General features: G+C 68.9%; 12 protein-coding genes and 3 tRNA genes. 14 read left to right on the top strand and 1 reads right to left on the bottom strand.

Annotation, left to right across the window (positions count from 1 at the left end; translation table 11 throughout):
- The first annotated feature begins 356 nt into the window (after positions 1-356).
- The 7 genes from tolB to ACEN96_RS21435 all read left to right on the top strand — a co-directional run bounded on the left by tolB (position 357) and on the right by ACEN96_RS21435 (position 4,679).
- Positions 357-1,682: a Tol-Pal system beta propeller repeat protein TolB gene (gene tolB, locus ACEN96_RS21465; protein ID WP_495585076.1), complete on the top strand. Its 1,326-nt coding sequence runs from the start codon at positions 357-359 to the stop codon at positions 1,680-1,682.
- A 265-nt stretch (positions 1,683-1,947) separates the two neighbouring features.
- Positions 1,948-2,478, top strand: coding sequence for a peptidoglycan-associated lipoprotein Pal (gene pal, locus ACEN96_RS21460; protein WP_343639396.1), 531 nt, complete (start codon positions 1,948-1,950; stop codon positions 2,476-2,478).
- 9 nt (positions 2,479-2,487) lie between these two features.
- Positions 2,488-3,297, top strand: a complete 810-nt coding sequence (gene ybgF, locus ACEN96_RS21455; RefSeq protein ID WP_495585075.1) for a tol-pal system protein YbgF — start codon at positions 2,488-2,490, stop codon at positions 3,295-3,297.
- A 66-nt stretch (positions 3,298-3,363) separates the two neighbouring features.
- On the top strand, positions 3,364-4,176 hold the full coding sequence (locus tag ACEN96_RS21450) for a tRNA threonylcarbamoyladenosine dehydratase (protein ID WP_495585074.1): 813 nt from the start codon (positions 3,364-3,366) through the stop codon (positions 4,174-4,176).
- Between the two features lie 87 nt (positions 4,177-4,263).
- Positions 4,264-4,339, top strand: a tRNA-Lys gene (locus tag ACEN96_RS21445).
- Positions 4,340-4,363: 24 nt separating this feature from the next.
- Positions 4,364-4,439, top strand: a tRNA-Lys gene (locus tag ACEN96_RS21440).
- Between the two features lie 164 nt (positions 4,440-4,603).
- Positions 4,604-4,679: transfer RNA gene (locus ACEN96_RS21435), tRNA-Lys, on the top strand.
- 120 nt (positions 4,680-4,799) lie between these two features.
- Here ACEN96_RS21435 and ACEN96_RS21430 read toward each other — a convergent pair.
- The gene (locus ACEN96_RS21430) at positions 4,800-5,753 is read right to left on the bottom strand and encodes a glycosyltransferase family 32 protein (protein ID WP_495585073.1); all 954 of its coding nucleotides are present in this window, start codon (positions 5,751-5,753) and stop codon (positions 4,800-4,802) included.
- A 277-nt stretch (positions 5,754-6,030) separates the two neighbouring features.
- On the opposite strand from ACEN96_RS21430, the gene apbC reads away from it, so the two are divergent.
- The 7 genes from apbC to selB all read left to right on the top strand — a co-directional run bounded on the left by apbC (position 6,031) and on the right by selB (position 16,747).
- Positions 6,031-7,125 (top strand): iron-sulfur cluster carrier protein ApbC, encoded by a 1,095-nt coding sequence (apbC, locus tag ACEN96_RS21425; protein ID WP_495585072.1) that lies wholly within the window; start codon positions 6,031-6,033, stop codon positions 7,123-7,125.
- A 311-nt stretch (positions 7,126-7,436) separates the two neighbouring features.
- The gene (gene fdnG, locus ACEN96_RS21420; protein ID WP_495585071.1) at positions 7,437-10,505 is read left to right on the top strand and encodes a formate dehydrogenase-N subunit alpha; all 3,069 of its coding nucleotides are present in this window, start codon (positions 7,437-7,439) and stop codon (positions 10,503-10,505) included.
- 9 nt (positions 10,506-10,514) lie between these two features.
- Positions 10,515-11,471 carry a formate dehydrogenase subunit beta gene (fdxH, locus tag ACEN96_RS21415; RefSeq protein WP_495585070.1) on the top strand — a complete coding sequence of 319 codons (957 nt, stop codon included), beginning with the start codon at positions 10,515-10,517 and terminating at the stop codon, positions 11,469-11,471.
- A 17-nt stretch (positions 11,472-11,488) separates the two neighbouring features.
- Complete coding sequence (locus ACEN96_RS21410) at positions 11,489-12,109, top strand: formate dehydrogenase subunit gamma (protein WP_495585069.1); 621 nt, start codon at positions 11,489-11,491, stop codon at positions 12,107-12,109.
- Positions 12,106-13,221, top strand: coding sequence for a formate dehydrogenase accessory protein FdhE (gene fdhE, locus ACEN96_RS21405; protein WP_495585068.1), 1,116 nt, complete (start codon positions 12,106-12,108; stop codon positions 13,219-13,221). Before ACEN96_RS21410 ends, fdhE begins: the two co-directional genes overlap by 4 nt.
- 20 nt (positions 13,222-13,241) lie before the next feature.
- Complete coding sequence (gene selA / locus ACEN96_RS21400; RefSeq protein WP_495585067.1) at positions 13,242-14,702, top strand: L-seryl-tRNA(Sec) selenium transferase; 1,461 nt, start codon at positions 13,242-13,244, stop codon at positions 14,700-14,702.
- A complete protein-coding gene (gene selB / locus ACEN96_RS21395) occupies positions 14,699-16,747 on the top strand; it encodes a selenocysteine-specific translation elongation factor (protein WP_495585066.1) in 2,049 nt (682 codons plus the stop codon). The genes selA and selB overlap by 4 nt, the downstream gene beginning before the upstream one ends.
- Positions 16,748-16,758 lie beyond the last annotated feature (11 nt).

Below are 16,758 nucleotides of genomic sequence, written 5' to 3'. Positions count from 1 at the left end.
CCCCGGGGGACGGCTGCCAGCGCTGCCCTGAACAACGCCGCGAAGAGCAGCCACAGGATCGCGATCAACCAGGGCCGGAGCTGGTCGCGCAGCCGGGATTTGGAGTCAGCCATCGGTGTCCCTCGAGCCCCCGAACCCTTCGTGGGCGAAGCCCGCATTCTGGGAATCCGGCGTCGCCGCGGCCATGGCCTGAACTCGTCGAGGCTGCCGGCTGCGTTGACTGATTCGAGTGGGGCGCCGACTTGCATCGGGGTGGCGCGCCGTTTGCCAGCCGCCTTGCCCTTTGTAACCTCGCCGATTCGTAACATCCTCACGGGCCTCGGGCACAATCAGGCCTCCATTCGTTCCGCAAGCCGATGAGCACCAAGACGATTGCCTCCCCCTCCGTTCTTCCTCCTCAAGGCCAGGGCGCGCTGACGCGCCGCGGACTGCTCGGTGGTCTGGCAGCCGGGTTGACGCTGCCGTCCTTCGCGCAGTTCCGCGTCGAGATCGCCGGTGTCGGCGCGACGCGCGTGCCGATCGCGATCAGCGATTTCGCCAATGAATCGGCCACCGGACAGCCGCTCGCGGCCATCATCCGCGCCGACCTGGAGCGCAGCGGCCAGTTCAGCATCGTGCCCGGCCAGGCCGGCATGTCCGAAACCTCGCAGCCGCAATTCGTCGACTGGCGCGCCCGCGCCGCCGACGCGCTGACGGCCGGCTCGGCGGCCCGGCTCGCGGACGGCCGCTTCGACGTGCGCTACCGGCTCTGGGACGTCGTCAAGGGGACCGACCTGGGCAGCGAGAGCGTGCCGGTGGTCCCGGCGGACCTGCGCCTGGCGGCGCACAAGATCGCCGACACGATCTACCAGAAGCTGACCGGCGAGCGTGGCGTCTTCGCCACCCGGCTGGTCTACGTGAACAAGGCCGGCCCGCGCTATTCGCTGCGTGTCGCCGACGCGGACGGCGAGGGCGAGCAGACCGTGCTCAACAGCCCGGAGGCGATCATCTCGCCGGCCTGGTCGCCGGATGGCAACGAGGTCGCCTACGTCAGCTTCGAGACCCGCAAGGCGGTCATCTGGATCCAGGACCTGCGCAGCGGCAGGCGGCGCAAGGTCGCGGACTTCCGCGGCACCAACAGCGCGCCGTCGTTCTCGCCGAACGGCCAGCAGCTGGTGGTCACGCTGTCGCGCGAGGGCGGCTCGCAGCTCTACCTGATCAACCGCGACGGCTCGGGCGCCAAACGCCTGACGCAGAGCTCGGCGATCGACACCGAGGCGCGCTTCTCGCCCGACGGGGCACAGATCTACTTCGTCAGCGACCGCGGCGGCGCGCCGCAGATCTATCGCATGCCGGCCTCGGGCGGCAACGCGGAGCGCGTGACCTTCAGCGGCAACTACAACATCAGCCCGTCCATCAGCCCGGACGGCCGCACGATGGCCTACGTGACGCGCATCGGCGGCGGCACCTTCAAGCTGTGCGTGATGGACCTGGGCAGCGGGCAGGTCCAGCAGATCACCGACACCAGCGACGACGAGCGCCCCAGCTTCGCGCCCAACGGCAAGCTGATCGTCTACGCGACCCGCTCCGGCGGCCGGGACGTGCTGATGACGACGACGCTGGACGGCAAGGTCAAGGCCAAGCTCGCCACGCCGGGCGTGTCCGACATCCGCGAGCCCGCCTGGGGCCCGTTCGGCAACTGACGCCGCGTGCACCGGTTCGAGTCACTCCCGCCTTTCGCAACGCCGGGCACACGGTTTGCCTACGTTGGCGTCGCGCTTCGCCCGTCCTGTGCGAGGCGTGAGCGTGACGCGTCGAGCGCTCATTCGCGGGTGGCGGCTGGCCCCGCGAATGTGTTAGCCGATGCTTCACAATCGCTGTTTCCCGCGGCTTCACCAGCGGCGCTGTCTGGCCGCGACGTCCTGCCCGTACTCCCCCGCACGCTTTGACCCATAGGAGCGAATGTCCATGAAATTCGAAAAACTGATGCTTGGCCTGGTGGCCGCGGCCGCCCTGTCCGCCTGCAGCTCCACCAAGCTTGACGAGCCCGCGCAGGTCGAGACCAAGGAACCGGTCAAGACCGAACAGGCGCCGCAGGTCGACCCGAACGCCAACGCGCAGCGCAAGGTCGAGACCGTCGACCTGGGCGCGCAACTGGACGCCGCCGTGTCCAACCAGCGCATCGTGTACTTCGACTTCGACAGCTTCGTCGTCAAGGACGAGTACCGCAGCCTGATCGAGAACCACGCCAAGCGTCTGAACAACAAGAAGACGCTGCAGTTGAGCCTGGAAGGCCACGCCGACGAGCGCGGCGGCCGCGAATACAACCTGGCCCTGGGCCAGAAGCGCGCGGAAGCCGTCGCCAAGTCGCTGACGCTGCTGGGTGTGTCCTCGAACCAGGTCGAGCCGGTGAGCTTCGGCAAGGAGCGTCCGGCCGACACGGGCCACAACGAGGAAGCCTGGGCCAAGAACCGTCGCGTCGAACTGCGCGACAAGTAATCCGGTGACATGAGCATGCTGCGACTCTCCCGTTCCATCCCCTTCGCGCCGGGCGCCGTGGTCAAGGCCGCGCTGGTTGGCGTGCTGCTGGCGCTGAGCGCCGCCGGTCCCGCCCGGGCGGCGCTGTTCGACGACGACGAGGCCCGCAAGGCGATCCTCGACCTGCGCGCCAAGATGGCTCAGAACGAGGAGGCGCAGCGTGCCCGTGCCGCGGACCTGCAGGCCCAGCTCGAGACCGCCCGGCGCGGTCTGCTGGACCTGTCCGGACAGATCGACGGCCTGAAGGCCGAGCTGGCCAAGCTGCGCGGCCAGAACGAGCAGCTGGCGCGCGATCTGTCCGACACCCAGCGCAAGGTGACCGACCAGTCGGCCACCCTCGACAACCGGCTGCGCCCGCTGGAGCCGCAGAAGGTGTCGCTGGACGGCAAGGAATTCCAGGCCGATCCGGAAGAGAAACGCCAGTTCGACGCGGCCATGGGCCTGATCCGCCGCGGTGACTTCAACGAGGCGGTGTCCGCCTTCTCGACTTTCCTGACGCGCTTCCCGGCGAGCGGCTATTCCGACTCGGTGCGCTTCTGGCTGGGCAATGCGCAGTACGGCAAGCGCGACTACAAAGGCGCGATCGCGACCTTCAAGTCCTTCGTCGCCGCGAATCCGGAGCACCCGCGCGCGGCCGAGAGCCTGCTGGCGATCGCGAACTGCCAGATCGAGCTCAAGGACACGAAGAGCGCGCGCAAGACCCTGGATGACCTGCAGAAGGCCTATCCCGGCACCGAGGCCGCGAAGGCCGCCAAGGAACGCCAGGCGGGCCTGCGCTGAGCGCGGCCCGGCGGGTTCCCGTTCTTCCCCGTTCTCCCGAGGCGCGCCCAGAGGCGCGCGACCATCTTGACCCAGGACACCGGGCACGGCCCCCTTGATCTCGAAGCGGACGCGGAGCGCCGTTTCGGCGGCCTGCGCCGTCTGCATGGCGAGCGCGACTACGCGCGGCTGCGCGCGGCGCGCTTCTGCGTCGTCGGACTCGGCGGCGTGGGCTCCTGGGTGGTGGAAGCGCTGGCGCGCATGGGCGTGGCGCGGCTGGTGCTGATCGATCTCGATCACGTCGCCGAATCCAACATCAACCGCCAGGTGCAGGCGCTCGGCAGCACGCTGGGCATGGCCAAGGCGGAGGCGCTGAAGCGGCGCATCGCCGACATCCATCCCGGCTGCGAGGTCCTCACCATCGAGGACTTCGTCGACGACACCAACTGGCCGGCGCTGCTGGGCGACGTGCAGGTGGACGGCATCGTCGACGCCTGCGACCAGGTGCGGGCCAAGGCGCAGATCGCGGCCTGGGCGAGGGCGCTCAAGCTGCCGCAGATCTGCATTGGCGCCGCGGGCGGCAAGCATCGGCCGCAGGACGTCGAAATCCTGGATCTCTCCGCGACCACGCATGATCCGCTGCTCGCCAATCTGCGCCAGCGGCTGCGCAAGTTCCATGCGGCGCCGCGGCAGGGCGACATGGACGTGACCTGCGTCTTCTCGCGCGAGCCGGTGACGCGGCCCGAGGGCGTCCAGGCCTGTGACCTCGATGCCAACCTCAATTGCCATGGCTATGGCTCAAGCGTGGCGGTCACTGCCGGCTTCGGCATGGTCGCGGCGGCGGAACTCGTGAAGCGATATTTGAAGGCACTTGCACGAGCGCAAAAAACCGTCCTATAATCTGTGGCTCTGCTGAGGGGCAACAACCTCAAAGCGCAGTAGGGGAGGTCGGGGTAGCCCGGCCTTCACTGCTTGAAGCACGGCTTCGGGTCGTTAGCTCAGTCGGTAGAGCAGCGGACTTTTAATCCGTTGGTCGCAGGTTCGAATCCTGCACGACCCACCATTTGCTTCAGATGGTATTTCTCGGGGGCTCTTAGCTCAGTTGGTAGAGCAGCGGACTCTTAATCCGTTGGTCGTAGGTTCGAATCCTACAGGGCCCACCAACCGATCCTTGTCGGATCGTCACAGTGAAACTCTCGCCACGGGCGTGCGATTCACGGATGACGGAACGATGTCAGAGGGGATTCGGTTCCGAGAGGACTGAATATCTGACATAATCTCGGCTTCGCGAGATTCACCGTTGGTGACGCGGAACGAAACGAATTTCGGGCTCTTAGCTCAGTTGGTAGAGCAGCGGACTCTTAATCCGTTGGTCGAAGGTTCGAATCCTTCAGGGCCCACCAAATACGCGCCGATATCGAGCACGACAGTGAATCGAATCAGGACGCGACCGAAAAGGCTGCAGCAGACGCTGCGGCCTTTTTTCATTCTGGCGTGATGTGAATCTCGCGCCGGACAGGGATTCAAGTCCGCGGTCGCGCCATGAGTTCTGGCAACTCGGTCGCCACAAGGCTCTGCGGGAGCGGAGGTTCATGCGCGCACTGCATGTCGAGCCGCTTGCGCTCCGCGCCGCGGAGCTTCACCAGCGGCGTGTCCGTGCGGCGTCCCCATCCCAGCAGGGCGAGCATCAAGCGCCAACGGCGCCAACCGGTGCGGGACTGGTAGAAGTAGGCTGAATCCTCCGCCGGCAGCAGATGGAGATTGAACGGACCGTCGCGTCGCAGCACGACGCGCGCCGCCACGTGCATCACGAGGTAGTGCGGCCCGTCGATGCCTGCCAGCAGTTCATCCCGCGCGTTGCCCAGTCGAGCGAGATACGTTGCTTCGCCGAGCGACATGGCCCAGCGCAGTTCCGCCTCCCAGGCGAGCACGAACCGGTCGTGTGGCGGGGCGGCGAAGCACCAGTTCTCCAGGTAGGGCCAGGCGCCTGGTCCATCCGCCAACGGATCCCCGCCGCGCAGATGGAAGCCTGCGAATCCCCGTTTGCGGGTGGCCAGCGCCAGCAGCCACTCCGGCGAGCGCGTCAGGAACAGGCTGGCGTCCAGCCACAGGCCGCCGTATCGGCCCACCAGCGCCACCCGCAGCCAGTCTGCCTGCCGATAAGCCGGCCACGTATCGAAAGCCTGCGCCAGCGGTTGACCGCCGAGCTCCGCCAGCGCCGTGTCGCGATGCAGCATGCGAACGGTGTAGCCCGGGGCGTGGCGCCGCCAGTTGGCAACGCAGGCCGCGACGACGGGCGGTAGATCCTTGCAGTGCCAGTAACTCCAGACGATGCGCGGGACCGGCCGCCTGGGTGGCGCGATGACCGCCTGGCTGACCCAGGCCCTGCGGGGAGAAGGCCGGGCCCAAAGGCGATGAAGGAGGTTGGCGACGGGGCGCATCAACCGCAAGAGGGCCGCGCAGATCTTGAGTTTCATGGGCTGGATGCTCGGCGCGCCCTCGGGTGCCAAGCCATGGCCTTCATTGGTGGACCTGCGCTCGCCACTGACTCGTTCTAGATGGCGGCTCTCCCTTGCTTCGGTTGGTGGCGTGCGGTGTGGACGTTGGACCCGCCGGCAGGCGGTTTTTCTGGCTGGGCTAGACTGCCCGGCGAAACGTCCGCCTCCCGTGCGCGACGCTGCTGCACGGTGATCCCGCCGCTGCCATCCTTCTTCCGACTCCCGGGCCGTTCGGCCCGCTTCGCCGCCTTTCCACATGTCCCAGATTCCAGAAGTCCAGCTGCTCCAGGCCCTGCAACAGGTCGTCGATCCCAACACGGGGCGCGACTTCGTCTCGACGAAGCAATTGCGCAATCTGAAGCTGGACGGCGATGCGGTCAGCTTCGATGTCGAGCTGGGCTATCCGGCCGCGAGCCAGGTCGATGCGCTGCGGGCGGCGCTGGTCGCGGCGGCGCGGACGGTGCCGGGCGTGGGCAACGTCAGCGTGGGCATCGGCTCGAAGATCGTCGCCCATGCGGTGCAACGCGGCGTCCAATTGCTGCCTGGCGTGAAGAACATCATCGCGGTCGCCTCCGGCAAGGGCGGGGTCGGCAAGAGCACGACGGCGGCCAACCTGGCGCTGGCGTTGTCGGCCGAGGGCGCCAAGGTCGGTCTCCTCGATGCCGACATCTACGGCCCGAGCCTGCCGCTCATGCTGGGCATTCACGGCCGGCCGGAAAGCACCGACGGCCAGACGATGGAGCCGCTGGAGTCGCACGGCCTGCAGCTGATGTCGATCGGCTTCCTGGTCGAGGACGACCAGGCCATGGTGTGGCGCGGCCCGATGGCGACGCAGGCGCTGGAGCAGTTGCTGCGCCAGACGCGCTGGCGCGACCTGGACTACCTGGTCATCGACATGCCGCCGGGCACGGGCGACATCCAGCTGACGCTATCGCAGCGCGTGCCGGTGAGTGGGTCGGTGATCGTGACGACGCCGCAGGACATCGCGCTGATCGATGCGAAGAAGGGGCTGAAGATGTTCGAGAAGGTCGGCGTGCCGATCTTGGGCATCGTCGAGAACATGGCCATCCACATCTGCAGCAACTGCGGCCATGCCGAGCACATCTTCGGCAGTGGTGGTGGCCAACGCATGGCGGACCAGTACGGACAGGAGTTGCTGGGCTCGCTCCCGCTGGCGCTGTCGATCCGCGAGCAGGCTGACAGCGGCAAGCCCACGGTGGTGGCCGAGCCGGACGGTCCGTACGCGCAGGCCTACAAGCAGATCGCTCGCAAGATTGCCGTGAAGCTTGCTGGCCAGGCCAAGGACTACTCGTCGAAGTTCCCGACGATCACCGTCTCGAAGAACACGTGACCCCCTGACGAGCGAGACCCGCGTGCGCGGGGGCGTGCTGCGGTGCAACGAGAGCCCCGCGAGCGGGTGCCCCTCGGAGCGAACCCTGGACCGAAGGGAAGATTGTGAGCGGAGAGGGGCACCCGCTCGCGGGGCGGTGCGCGCAGTTCTCTGCCCGAAGGGGGTTGTGCGCCCCACGTTCCCGCCCTCCATCAGAGGGTGACTCCTTATTGGACAAAGCGCTGCCTTTGTGCCGAAATGCCGAGACGGGCCGCGTGACGGTCGTGCGTTTCACCCAGGTCGGCGGTGGTGCCGAACCCAGGAGGCACAAGATGGACATGAACCGGAGGCATTTCTTCCGGGTGAGCGGGGCGGCCGTGATGGGCTCGAGCCTTGTCGCGCTGGGGTTCTCTCCCACTGCGGCGTTGGCTGAGACGCGGCAGTTCAAGCTGGCCCGGGCGACGGAGACCCGCAACACCTGTCCCTACTGTTCGGTGGGCTGCGGGATCATCATGTATTCGCTGGGGGACAAGGCGAAGAACGTCACCGCCGACATCATTCATATCGAGGGCGACCCGGATCATCCGGTGAATCGCGGCACCTTGTGTCCCAAGGGGGCGGGCCTGCTGGATTTCGTGCACAGCCCCAACCGGTTGAAGTATCCGGAGATCCGGGAGGCGGGTGCCAAGGAGTGGAAGCGTGTCAGCTGGGACGAGGCGATGGATCGTTTCGTCAAGTTGCTGAAGGCGGATCGCGATGCCAATTTCATCGCGACCAACGGGGACGGCAAGACCGTGAACCGTTGGCTCTCGACCGGCATGATCTGCGCTTCCGCGTCCTCGAACGAGTCGGGCTACATCACCCACAAGGCGATGCGTTCGACGGGGATGCTGGCGTTCGACAACCAGGCCCGCGTTTGACACGGACCGACGGTGGCCAGTCTGGCCCCGACGTTCGGCCGCGGTGCGATGACCAACCACTGGGTGGACATCAAGAACGCCGATCTGGTGCTGATCATGGGCGGCAATGCCGCCGAGGCGCATCCCTGCGGTTTCAAGTGGGTGATCGAGGCCAAGCATCACAACAAGGCCCGGCTGATCGTGGTCGATCCGCGCTTCACGCGGTCGGCGGCGATGAGCGATTACTACGCGCCGATCCGCGCGGGTTCCGACATCGCCTTCCTGGGCGGGGTCATCAACTACCTGCTGAGCAACGACAAGATCCAGAAGGAATACGTCCGCCATTACACGAACGCGCCCTTCCTCATCAATGAGGGCTACAAGTTCGAGGATGGGCTCTTCTCCGGCTATGACGAGGCCAAGCGCGCGTACAACAACGCGTCGTGGGCCTACGAGATGGATGAGAAGGGCTTCGCCAAGGTCGACATGACGATGGCGCATCCGCGCTGCGTGCTCAACGTCATGAAGCAGCACTACGCGCGCTACACGCCGGAGAAGGTCAGCGAGATCTGCGGCACGCCCAAGGACAGGTTCCTGGAGATCTGCAAGCAGATCGCCGCGACCTCGGTCCCCGGCAAGGTGATGACGGTGATGTACGCGCTGGGGTGGACGCAGCACAGCCAGGGCTCGCAGATCATCCGCACCGGCGCGCTGATGCAGCTGCTGCTGGGCAACATCGGGCTGCCGGGCGGCGGCATGAACGCGCTGCGCGGCCACAGCAACATCCAGGGCCTGACCGACCTGGGGCTGCTGTCGACCTCGCTGACCGGCTACATGACGCTGCCCAAGGACTCGGAGCAGGATCTCGAGACCTATTACAAGACCAAGGCGCTCAAGCCGCTGCGGCCCAACCAGATGAGCTTCTGGCAGAACTATCCGAAGTTCTTCGTCAGCCAGCAGAAGTCGTGGTGGGGCAAGGCCGCGACCAAGGAGAACGACTGGGCCTTCCACTACCTGCCCAAGTGGGACAAGGGCTACGACGTGCTGCAGGCCTTCGAGCTGATGCATCAGGGCAAGGTCAACGGCTACATCTGCCAGGGCTTCAACCCGGTGGGCAGTTTCCCCAACAAGAAGAAGGTGGTCGAGAGCCTCTCGAAGCTGAAGTTCCTCGCGATCATCGACCCGCTCAACACCGAGACCGCCGAGTTCTGGAAGAACCATGGCGAGCACAACGACGTGAAGAGCGAGGACATCCAGACGGTGGTGTTCCGCTTCCCGAGCACCTGCTTCGCGGAGGAGGACGGCTCGCTGACCAACTCGGGCCGCTGGCTGCAGTGGCACTGGAAGGGCGCCGAGCCCCCGGGCGAAGCCAAGGGCGACGCCGAGATCATCGCGGAGATCTTCCTGCGCCTGCGCGCCGCGTACCAGAAGGACGGCGGCGCCTTCCCGGATCCCATCCTCAACCTGACCTGGCCGTACAAGATTCCCAGCAGCCCCTCGGCCGAGGAGCTGGCGATGGAATACAACGGCAAGGCGCTGGCCGACGTCACCGATCCCAAGGATGCGACGAAGGTCCTGGCCAAGGCGGGCGAGCAGCTCTCGGGCTTCGGCCTGCTGCGCGATGACGGCAGCACCGCCAGCGGCTGCTGGATCTACGCCGGCGCCTGGACGCAGGCCGGCAACCAGATGGCGCGGCGCGACAACAGCGATCCGTGGGGCATCGGCCAGACGCTGAACTGGGCCTGGGCCTGGCCGGCCAACCGGCGCGTGCTCTACAACGCGGCCTCCTGCGATCCGACCGGCAAGCCGTGGAATCCGAAGCGGCGGCTGGTGAGCTTCACCGACAAGTGGGGCGGCTCGGACGTGCCGGACATCCGTCCGGACGCCAATCCCAACGACGAGGACGCGGTGCGGCCCTTCATCATGACCGCCGAGGGCGTGGCGCGGCTGTTCGCGCCCAGCGGCATGGTGGATGGTCCGCTGCCGGAGCATTACGAGCCCTTCGAGTCGCCGCTGACGGTCAATCCGATGCACCCGGACAACCCCAAGGCGATGAACAACCCCGCCGGCCGGGTCTTCAAGGGCGACCGGGAGCAGTTCGGCAAGCCGGACAAGTTCCCCTACGTGGCGACGAGCTACCGGCTCACCGAGCACTTCCATTACTGGACCAAGAACGTGCGCACCAGCGCCGTGATCCAGCCGCAGCAGTTCGTGGAGATCGGCGAGGAACTCGCGAAGGAGAAGGGCATCGCCAATGGCGATCAGGTGAAGGTCAGTTCCAACCGCGGCTACATCAAGGCCGTGGCGGTGGTGACCAAGCGGGTGGCGTCGCTGGATGTCGGCGGCAAGCGGGTCCACACGGTGGGCCTGCCCAACCACTGGGGCTTCGTCGGCGTGGCCAAGCCCGGCTTCCTGGTGAACACGCTGACCCCCTTCGTGGGCGACGCGAACACCCAGACGCCGGAGTTCAAGAGCTTCACCGTCAACATCGAGAAGGCTTGAGGAGCTGCCATGTCTTCATTGCAATCCCTCGACATCGCCAAGCGCTCCGCCACCACGCTGCCCAGTCCGGACGCGCGCCGGCACGTGGAGGAGGTGGCCAAGCTGATCGATGTGTCCTCGTGCATCGGCTGCAAGGCCTGCCAGGTCGCCTGCATGCAGTGGAACGACCTGCGTGACGAGGTCGGCGAGACCCACGGCACCTACGACAACCCGCGCGACCTGACGCCGCAGTCGTGGACGGTGATGCGCTTCTCCGAGGTGGAGGTCGTCGAGAACAAGCTCGAATGGCTGATCCGCAAGGACGGCTGCATGCATTGCGACGATCCGGGCTGCCTCAAGAGCTGTCCGGCGCCGGGCGCGATCGTGAAGTACCAGAACGGCATCGTCGACTTCATCTCCGAGCACTGCATCGGCTGCGGCAACTGCGTGACGGGCTGCCCGTTCGACGTGCCGCGCATCAGCAAGGCCGACCACAAGGCCTACAAGTGCAGCCTGTGCTCGGACCGCGTCGGCGTGGGGCTGGAGCCGGCCTGCGTGAAGGCCTGTCCGACCGGCGCGATCCGTTTCGGCTCGAAGGAGGACATGCATGAATTCGCCGCCGAGCGCATCGTCGACCTGAAGGAGCGCGGCTTCCAGAACGCCGGCGTCTACGACCCGCAGGGCGTGGGCGGCACGCACGTGATGTACGTGCTGCAGCACGCCGACCAGCCCGAGCTCTATCACGGCCTGCCCAAGGATCCGCATATCAGTCCGCTGGTCGCGCTGTGGAAGGGGGCGGCCAAGCCGCTGGCGGTGGCGGCCATGATCGGCGCGGCGGTCGCGGGCTTCTTCCATTACATGAAGGTCGGGCCGCAGAAGACCGCGCATGACGAGCCGGACCCCGACGAGGAACTGGCCTACGAGCGCGCGAAGCACGGCGAGCCGCCGCGCGACGCGTCCGTGCCGCCCGCCGGCGGCGGTCTCTGATCCACCGGGAGATCGACATGTTGCTGCAACGCTATCGCGACGGCCAGCGGCTCAACCACTGGCTCGTCGTGCTGCTGTTCCTGTGCGCCGGGCTCTCGGGCCTGGCCTTCTTCCACCCGAGCCTGTTCTTCCTGAGCCACCTGTTCGGCGGCGGGCCGTGGGCGCGCGTCCTGCACCCCTACATGGGGCTGGGCATGGTGGTCGCGTTCGCCTTCCTGGCGGCGCAGATGTGGCGGGACAACCTCTGGACCGATGCCGACCGGCAATGGATGCGCCAGAGCGGCGACATGATCTTCGGCGGCCACAAGGAGGGCACGCAGCCGGCGCACAAGTACAACGCCGGCCAGAAGATCGTGTTCTGGATCATGATCGTGTCGCTGCTGATCCTGCTGGTGACCGGCTTCATGTTCTGGCACGCCTGGTTCCCCGACGGGAACATCCTGATGCGGCGTGTCGCGGTCCTGTTGCACGCGGCGGCGGCGGCGATCCTGATCCTGACGATCATCATCCATGTCTACGCCGCGATCTGGGTCAAGGGCTCGTTCCGGGCGATGACCCGTGGTACGGTGACCGACACCTGGGCCGCGCACCATCACCCGCTGTGGCACAAGGAAGTGAAGGAGCGTCCCCGCGCATGACGTCGAGCTTTTCCAGCACCGGCACCAGCACCAGCACCAGCCCCGGCGTCACCCAGGGCGGCGCCGATCCCGCCGTCCATCCGGTCCGGGTGATGAGCCCGGAGGAGATCGCGGTCAATGCCGGCGCGCGCGCCGCGCCGGTGCGGCTGCCCGAGCCCGGCCTCTTCGCCGAGCGGGCGCTGCGGCTGCGGCAGCTCGCCGGCGGCCATGCGATGCGGGACTACCTGCTGTTCGCCGCCGAACTGGCGCAGGCCCAGCATGAGCTGCTGAAACAGCCGCGCGCGCTGAAACTGCCCGACGAGACCGCGGTCGCCAGCGCGATGGTGGGCGGGCTGCCGCCGGTCGACGCGCTGCGCCATCCGCGCGAGGCGGTCTGGCGCGAGGAGCTGCGCGCGCTGCTGGGCACGATCGGCCGGGCCGCGATCCCGGAGCCGGCGCGGGCGCTGGTGGCGCAGCTCGGCGGCGCGGACGATGCCTGGCTCGAGCAGCAGGCTGGCGCCTTGCTGGCCGGCGGGGCGCCGGGCCTCGATCCGGCGGCGGCGCCGCTGATCGCCGCCGCGCTGCAGGTCCACTGGACGCGGCTGGTGACGCAGCTGCAGCAGCGCTACGACCGCAGCGACCAGGGCGAGAACGTGCCGCCCTTCGGCATGATCGACGACCCGACGGTGTGTCCGTGCTGCGGCTCGCGGCCGGTGGCCTCGATCACGCGCATCGCGGCGGAGCAGTCCGGGCAGCGCTTCCTCGCCTGCTCGCTGTGCGGCGCGCAATGGCATTACGTGCGCATCAAGTGCACGCACTGCCAGGGCACCAAGGGCATCAGCTTCCAGAACCTGGTCGACGCCGACGGGAAGAAGGCCGAAGCGGTCGCGGCCGAATGCTGCGAGAGCTGCGGCCACTACCTCAAGCAGGTCCACATGGAGAAGGACCTGCAGGTCGAGCCGCTGGCCGACGACCTCGCCACGCTGACGCTGGATCTGCTGGTCGGCGAACTGGGCCTGGTGCGGCAGGGCTTCAATCCGTTGCTGATCCTCGGCGAGCCCGAGGCCGCGCGCGACAGCGGCCCGCCCGGCGCCGCCGCCGCCGCGTCCCCGCCCGATCCCGGAGGACGCTGAGCATGAAGCCCGAGGCATCCATGGTTCATGGTCCGACGGCAGGCTCCCCGGTCCCTCCACCGGCTCCCGCCGCCCCCAAGGATCTGCCCTCCGTCGACCGGCTGCTGCGCGACGCGGCGGTCACGCACCTGATGGCGCGTCACGGCCATGCCTTCGTCGCGGCGCAGGCGCGCCGGCTGCTCGAGGAATGGCGTCAGCGCGCCCTGGACGGCTCGCTCGCCGCGTGGGAGCTGCAGCGCCTGCCGGCCGAGCTCGATCGGCGATGCGCCGAGCGCCTGGCGCCGCGCATGCGCCGCGTGATCAACCTGACCGGCACGGTGCTGCACACCAACCTCGGCCGCGCGCTGCTGGCCGATGAGGCGCTCAAGCATGTGCTGGCCTGCATGGCCTCGCCCAACAACCTGGAGTTCGACCTCGCGCGCGGCGAGCGCGGCGATCGCGACAGCCTGGTCGAGGACCTGCTGCGCGAGATCACCGGCGCCGAGGCCGCGACGGTGGTCAACAACAACGCCGCCGCGGTGCTGCTGGGCATCGCCGCGCTGGCCGGCGGCAAGGAGGCGATCGTGTCGCGCGGCGAGCTGGTCGAGATCGGCGGCGCCTTCCGCATGCCCGACGTGATGGCGGCGGCCGGCGCGCGGCTGGTCGAGGTCGGCACCACCAACCGCACCCATGCGCGCGACTACCAGTCCGCGATCGGTCCCGACACCGCGCTGCTGCTGAAGGTCCACACCAGCAACTACGCGATCCAGGGGTTCACCTCGGCGGTGAGCGAGGCTGAGCTGGCGCCGATCGCCAAGGCCGCCGGCGTGCCGCTGATGACGGACCTGGGCAGCGGCTCGCTGGTGGACCTCGCGCAATGGGGGCTGCCGGCCGAGCCGCTGCCGCAGGCGATGCTGGCCGATGGCTGCGATGTCGTGACCTTCAGCGGCGACAAGCTGCTGGGCGGGCCGCAGGCCGGCTTGATCGTCGGCCGCAAGGACCTGGTGCAGCGCATCCGCAAGTTCCCGATGAAGCGCGCGCTGCGGCTGTCCAAGCTGCCGCTGGCGGCGCTGGAAGCGACGCTGCGCCTGTACCTGCAGCCCGACCGGCTGACGCGGGACCTGCCGACGCTGCGGCTGTTGACGCGGCCGGTCGACCAGATCGAGGCGCAGGCCGAGCGGCTGCTGGCGCGCGTCGAGGACGCCGTCGCGCCGCGTTTCGCGGTGCGCGTGAGCGCGATGCGCGGGCAGATCGGGTCGGGCTCGCTGCCGGTGGAGACGCTGCCGTCGGCGGGGCTGGTGCTGACGCCGCGTCTGCCCGGCAAGCGCGGCATCGGGCGGGCGCTGGACGAGCTGATGACGGCGCTGCGCGCGCTGCCGCTGCCGGTCATCGCGCGCGTGCAGGCCGATGAACTCTGGATGGACCTGCGCTGCCTCGACGAGGCGCGCGAGGAGGCCGAGTTCGTCGAGCAGCTCGCGCAGCTGAAGGAGAGGCTCGCGTGATCGTCGGAACCGCCGGCCACATCGACCATGGCAAGACGACGCTGGTGAAGGCGCTGACCGGCGTCGACACCGATCGCCTGCCCGAGGAGAAGCGGCGCGGCATCAGCATCGCGCTGGGCTATGCCTATCTCGACGCGGCCCAGACCGCCGACGCGGAGGCGGAGCCGCGCGAGGGCGCCGCCTCCGCGCGCATCGGCTTCGTGGACGTGCCTGGCCACGAGCGGCTGGTGCACACCATGCTGTCCGGCGCGACCGGCATCGACCACGCGCTGCTGCTGGTCGCCGCCGACGACGGCGTGATGCCGCAGACGCGCGAGCATCTGGCGCTGCTGTCCCTGCTGGGCATCGCGCGCGGCACGGTGGCGCTGACCAAGTGCGATCGCGCCGATGCCGCCACGCGCGCGCGTCGTCATGAAGACATCCGCGCGCTGGTCGCGGGCACGCCACTCGACGGCGCGCCGGTCTTCGAGGTCGCCGCGCCGACGGGCGAGGGCGTGCGCGAGCTTCGCGATCACCTGCTCGCCCAGGCGCGGGCGCTGCCGCCGCGCGTGGTGGCGGGGCAGGGCTTCCGCCTCGCGGTCGATCGGGTCTTCAGCCTCGCGGGCGTGGGCACCGTCTGCACCGGCACCGCGCATGCGGGCGAGGTCGCGATCGGCGACGAGCTGCTGCTGTTGCCACCCGCGCCCGGCCAGGCGCCCCGTCGCGGCCGCGTGCGCAGCCTGCACGCGCAGAACGCCGCCGCCGAGCGGGCGTCGGCGGGACAACGCGTGGCCATCGGCCTGGCCGGTCTCGAGAAGGACGAGGTCGAGCGCGGCCAATGGCTGGCCGCGCCGGACGTGGCGCAGTGGACCGAGCGCTTGGATGCGCGCTTGCGCCTGTGGCCCGAGGAAGCCAAGGCGCTGCGCAGTGGCACCGCGGTGCACGTGCATCTCGGCGCGGAGCAGGTGACCGGCGCCATCGCGGTGCTGGGCGCCCTGGACGGCAGCAGCGCGCTCGACGCGCTCGAGCCGGGCGCCGAGGCCCTCGTCCAGCTGGTGCTGCATCGCCGCATCGGCGCGTGGGCCGGCGATCGCGTCGTGCTGCGCGATGCCTCGGCGACGCGCGCGCTGGCCGGCGGCACGGTGCTCGATCCGCAGGCGCCAGCGCGCTACCGGCGCACCGCGCAGCGGCTCGCCGAACTGGTCGCCCTGACGGCGCCGACGCCGGCGCTGCGGCTGGCGGGGCTGCTGGACCAGGCGCCGATGGGAGTCGACCTGGCGCGCTTCGCGGCGGGGCAGGGCGTGGCGATGAACGCGCGCGCCGCGCTGGTCGAGGAGGCAGGCGGCCTGGCCGATGCCGGCGCGGCGGGCTCGGCCATCGCCGTGGTGCCCGGCGCCGACGGCCCGGACTGGGCGCTGGGCGCGGCGCGCGCGGCGCAGTGGCAGTACACCGCGCTGGAACGCCTGCAGCGCTACCACCAGGAGTGGCCGGATGAGCTCGGCCCCGACCTGGCGCGATGGCGCCGCCTTGCCGCGCCGCGCATGGCCGAGCCGCTGTGGCGCGCGCTGGTGCGGCGGATGGCCGAGGCGGGCCGCGTCAAGATCACCGGCGCGGCGGCGCATCTGCCCGCGCATGGCGCGCAGCTGTCGGCGCTGGACGAGCGCCTGGCGCAGAAGCTGATGCCGGCGCTGCTGGCTGCCGGCTTCGAGGGCGCCTGGGCGCGCGACCTGGCCCGCTCGGCCGGTGAGCCTGAAGCCCTGGTGCGCACGACGCTGGCGCGGCTGTCGCAGCGCGGCGAGCTGTTCCAGGTCGTGAAGGACCTCTACTATGCGCCCCCGGCTATCGAAGCCCTGGCCCGGACCGCGCGAGAATCCGCCGCCTCGGGCGATCTCCGGGCCGCGGATTTCCGCGACCGCAGCGGCCTGGGCCGCAAGCGCGCGATCCAGGTGCTGGAGTTCTTCGACAAGGTGGGCCTGCTGCGCCGCGTCGGGGACGCGCACAAGCTGCGCACCGACTGCCGCCTGTTCATCGACGACGCGGACGGCGACGCCGCCCGGGCCGCATGAACAGGCCACGA

This window comes from Roseateles sp. Mitsp63 (assembly GCF_059491535.1).
The sequence above is the reverse complement of the archived record's forward strand: the minus strand, read 5'-3'. Positions and strand labels throughout refer to the sequence as shown.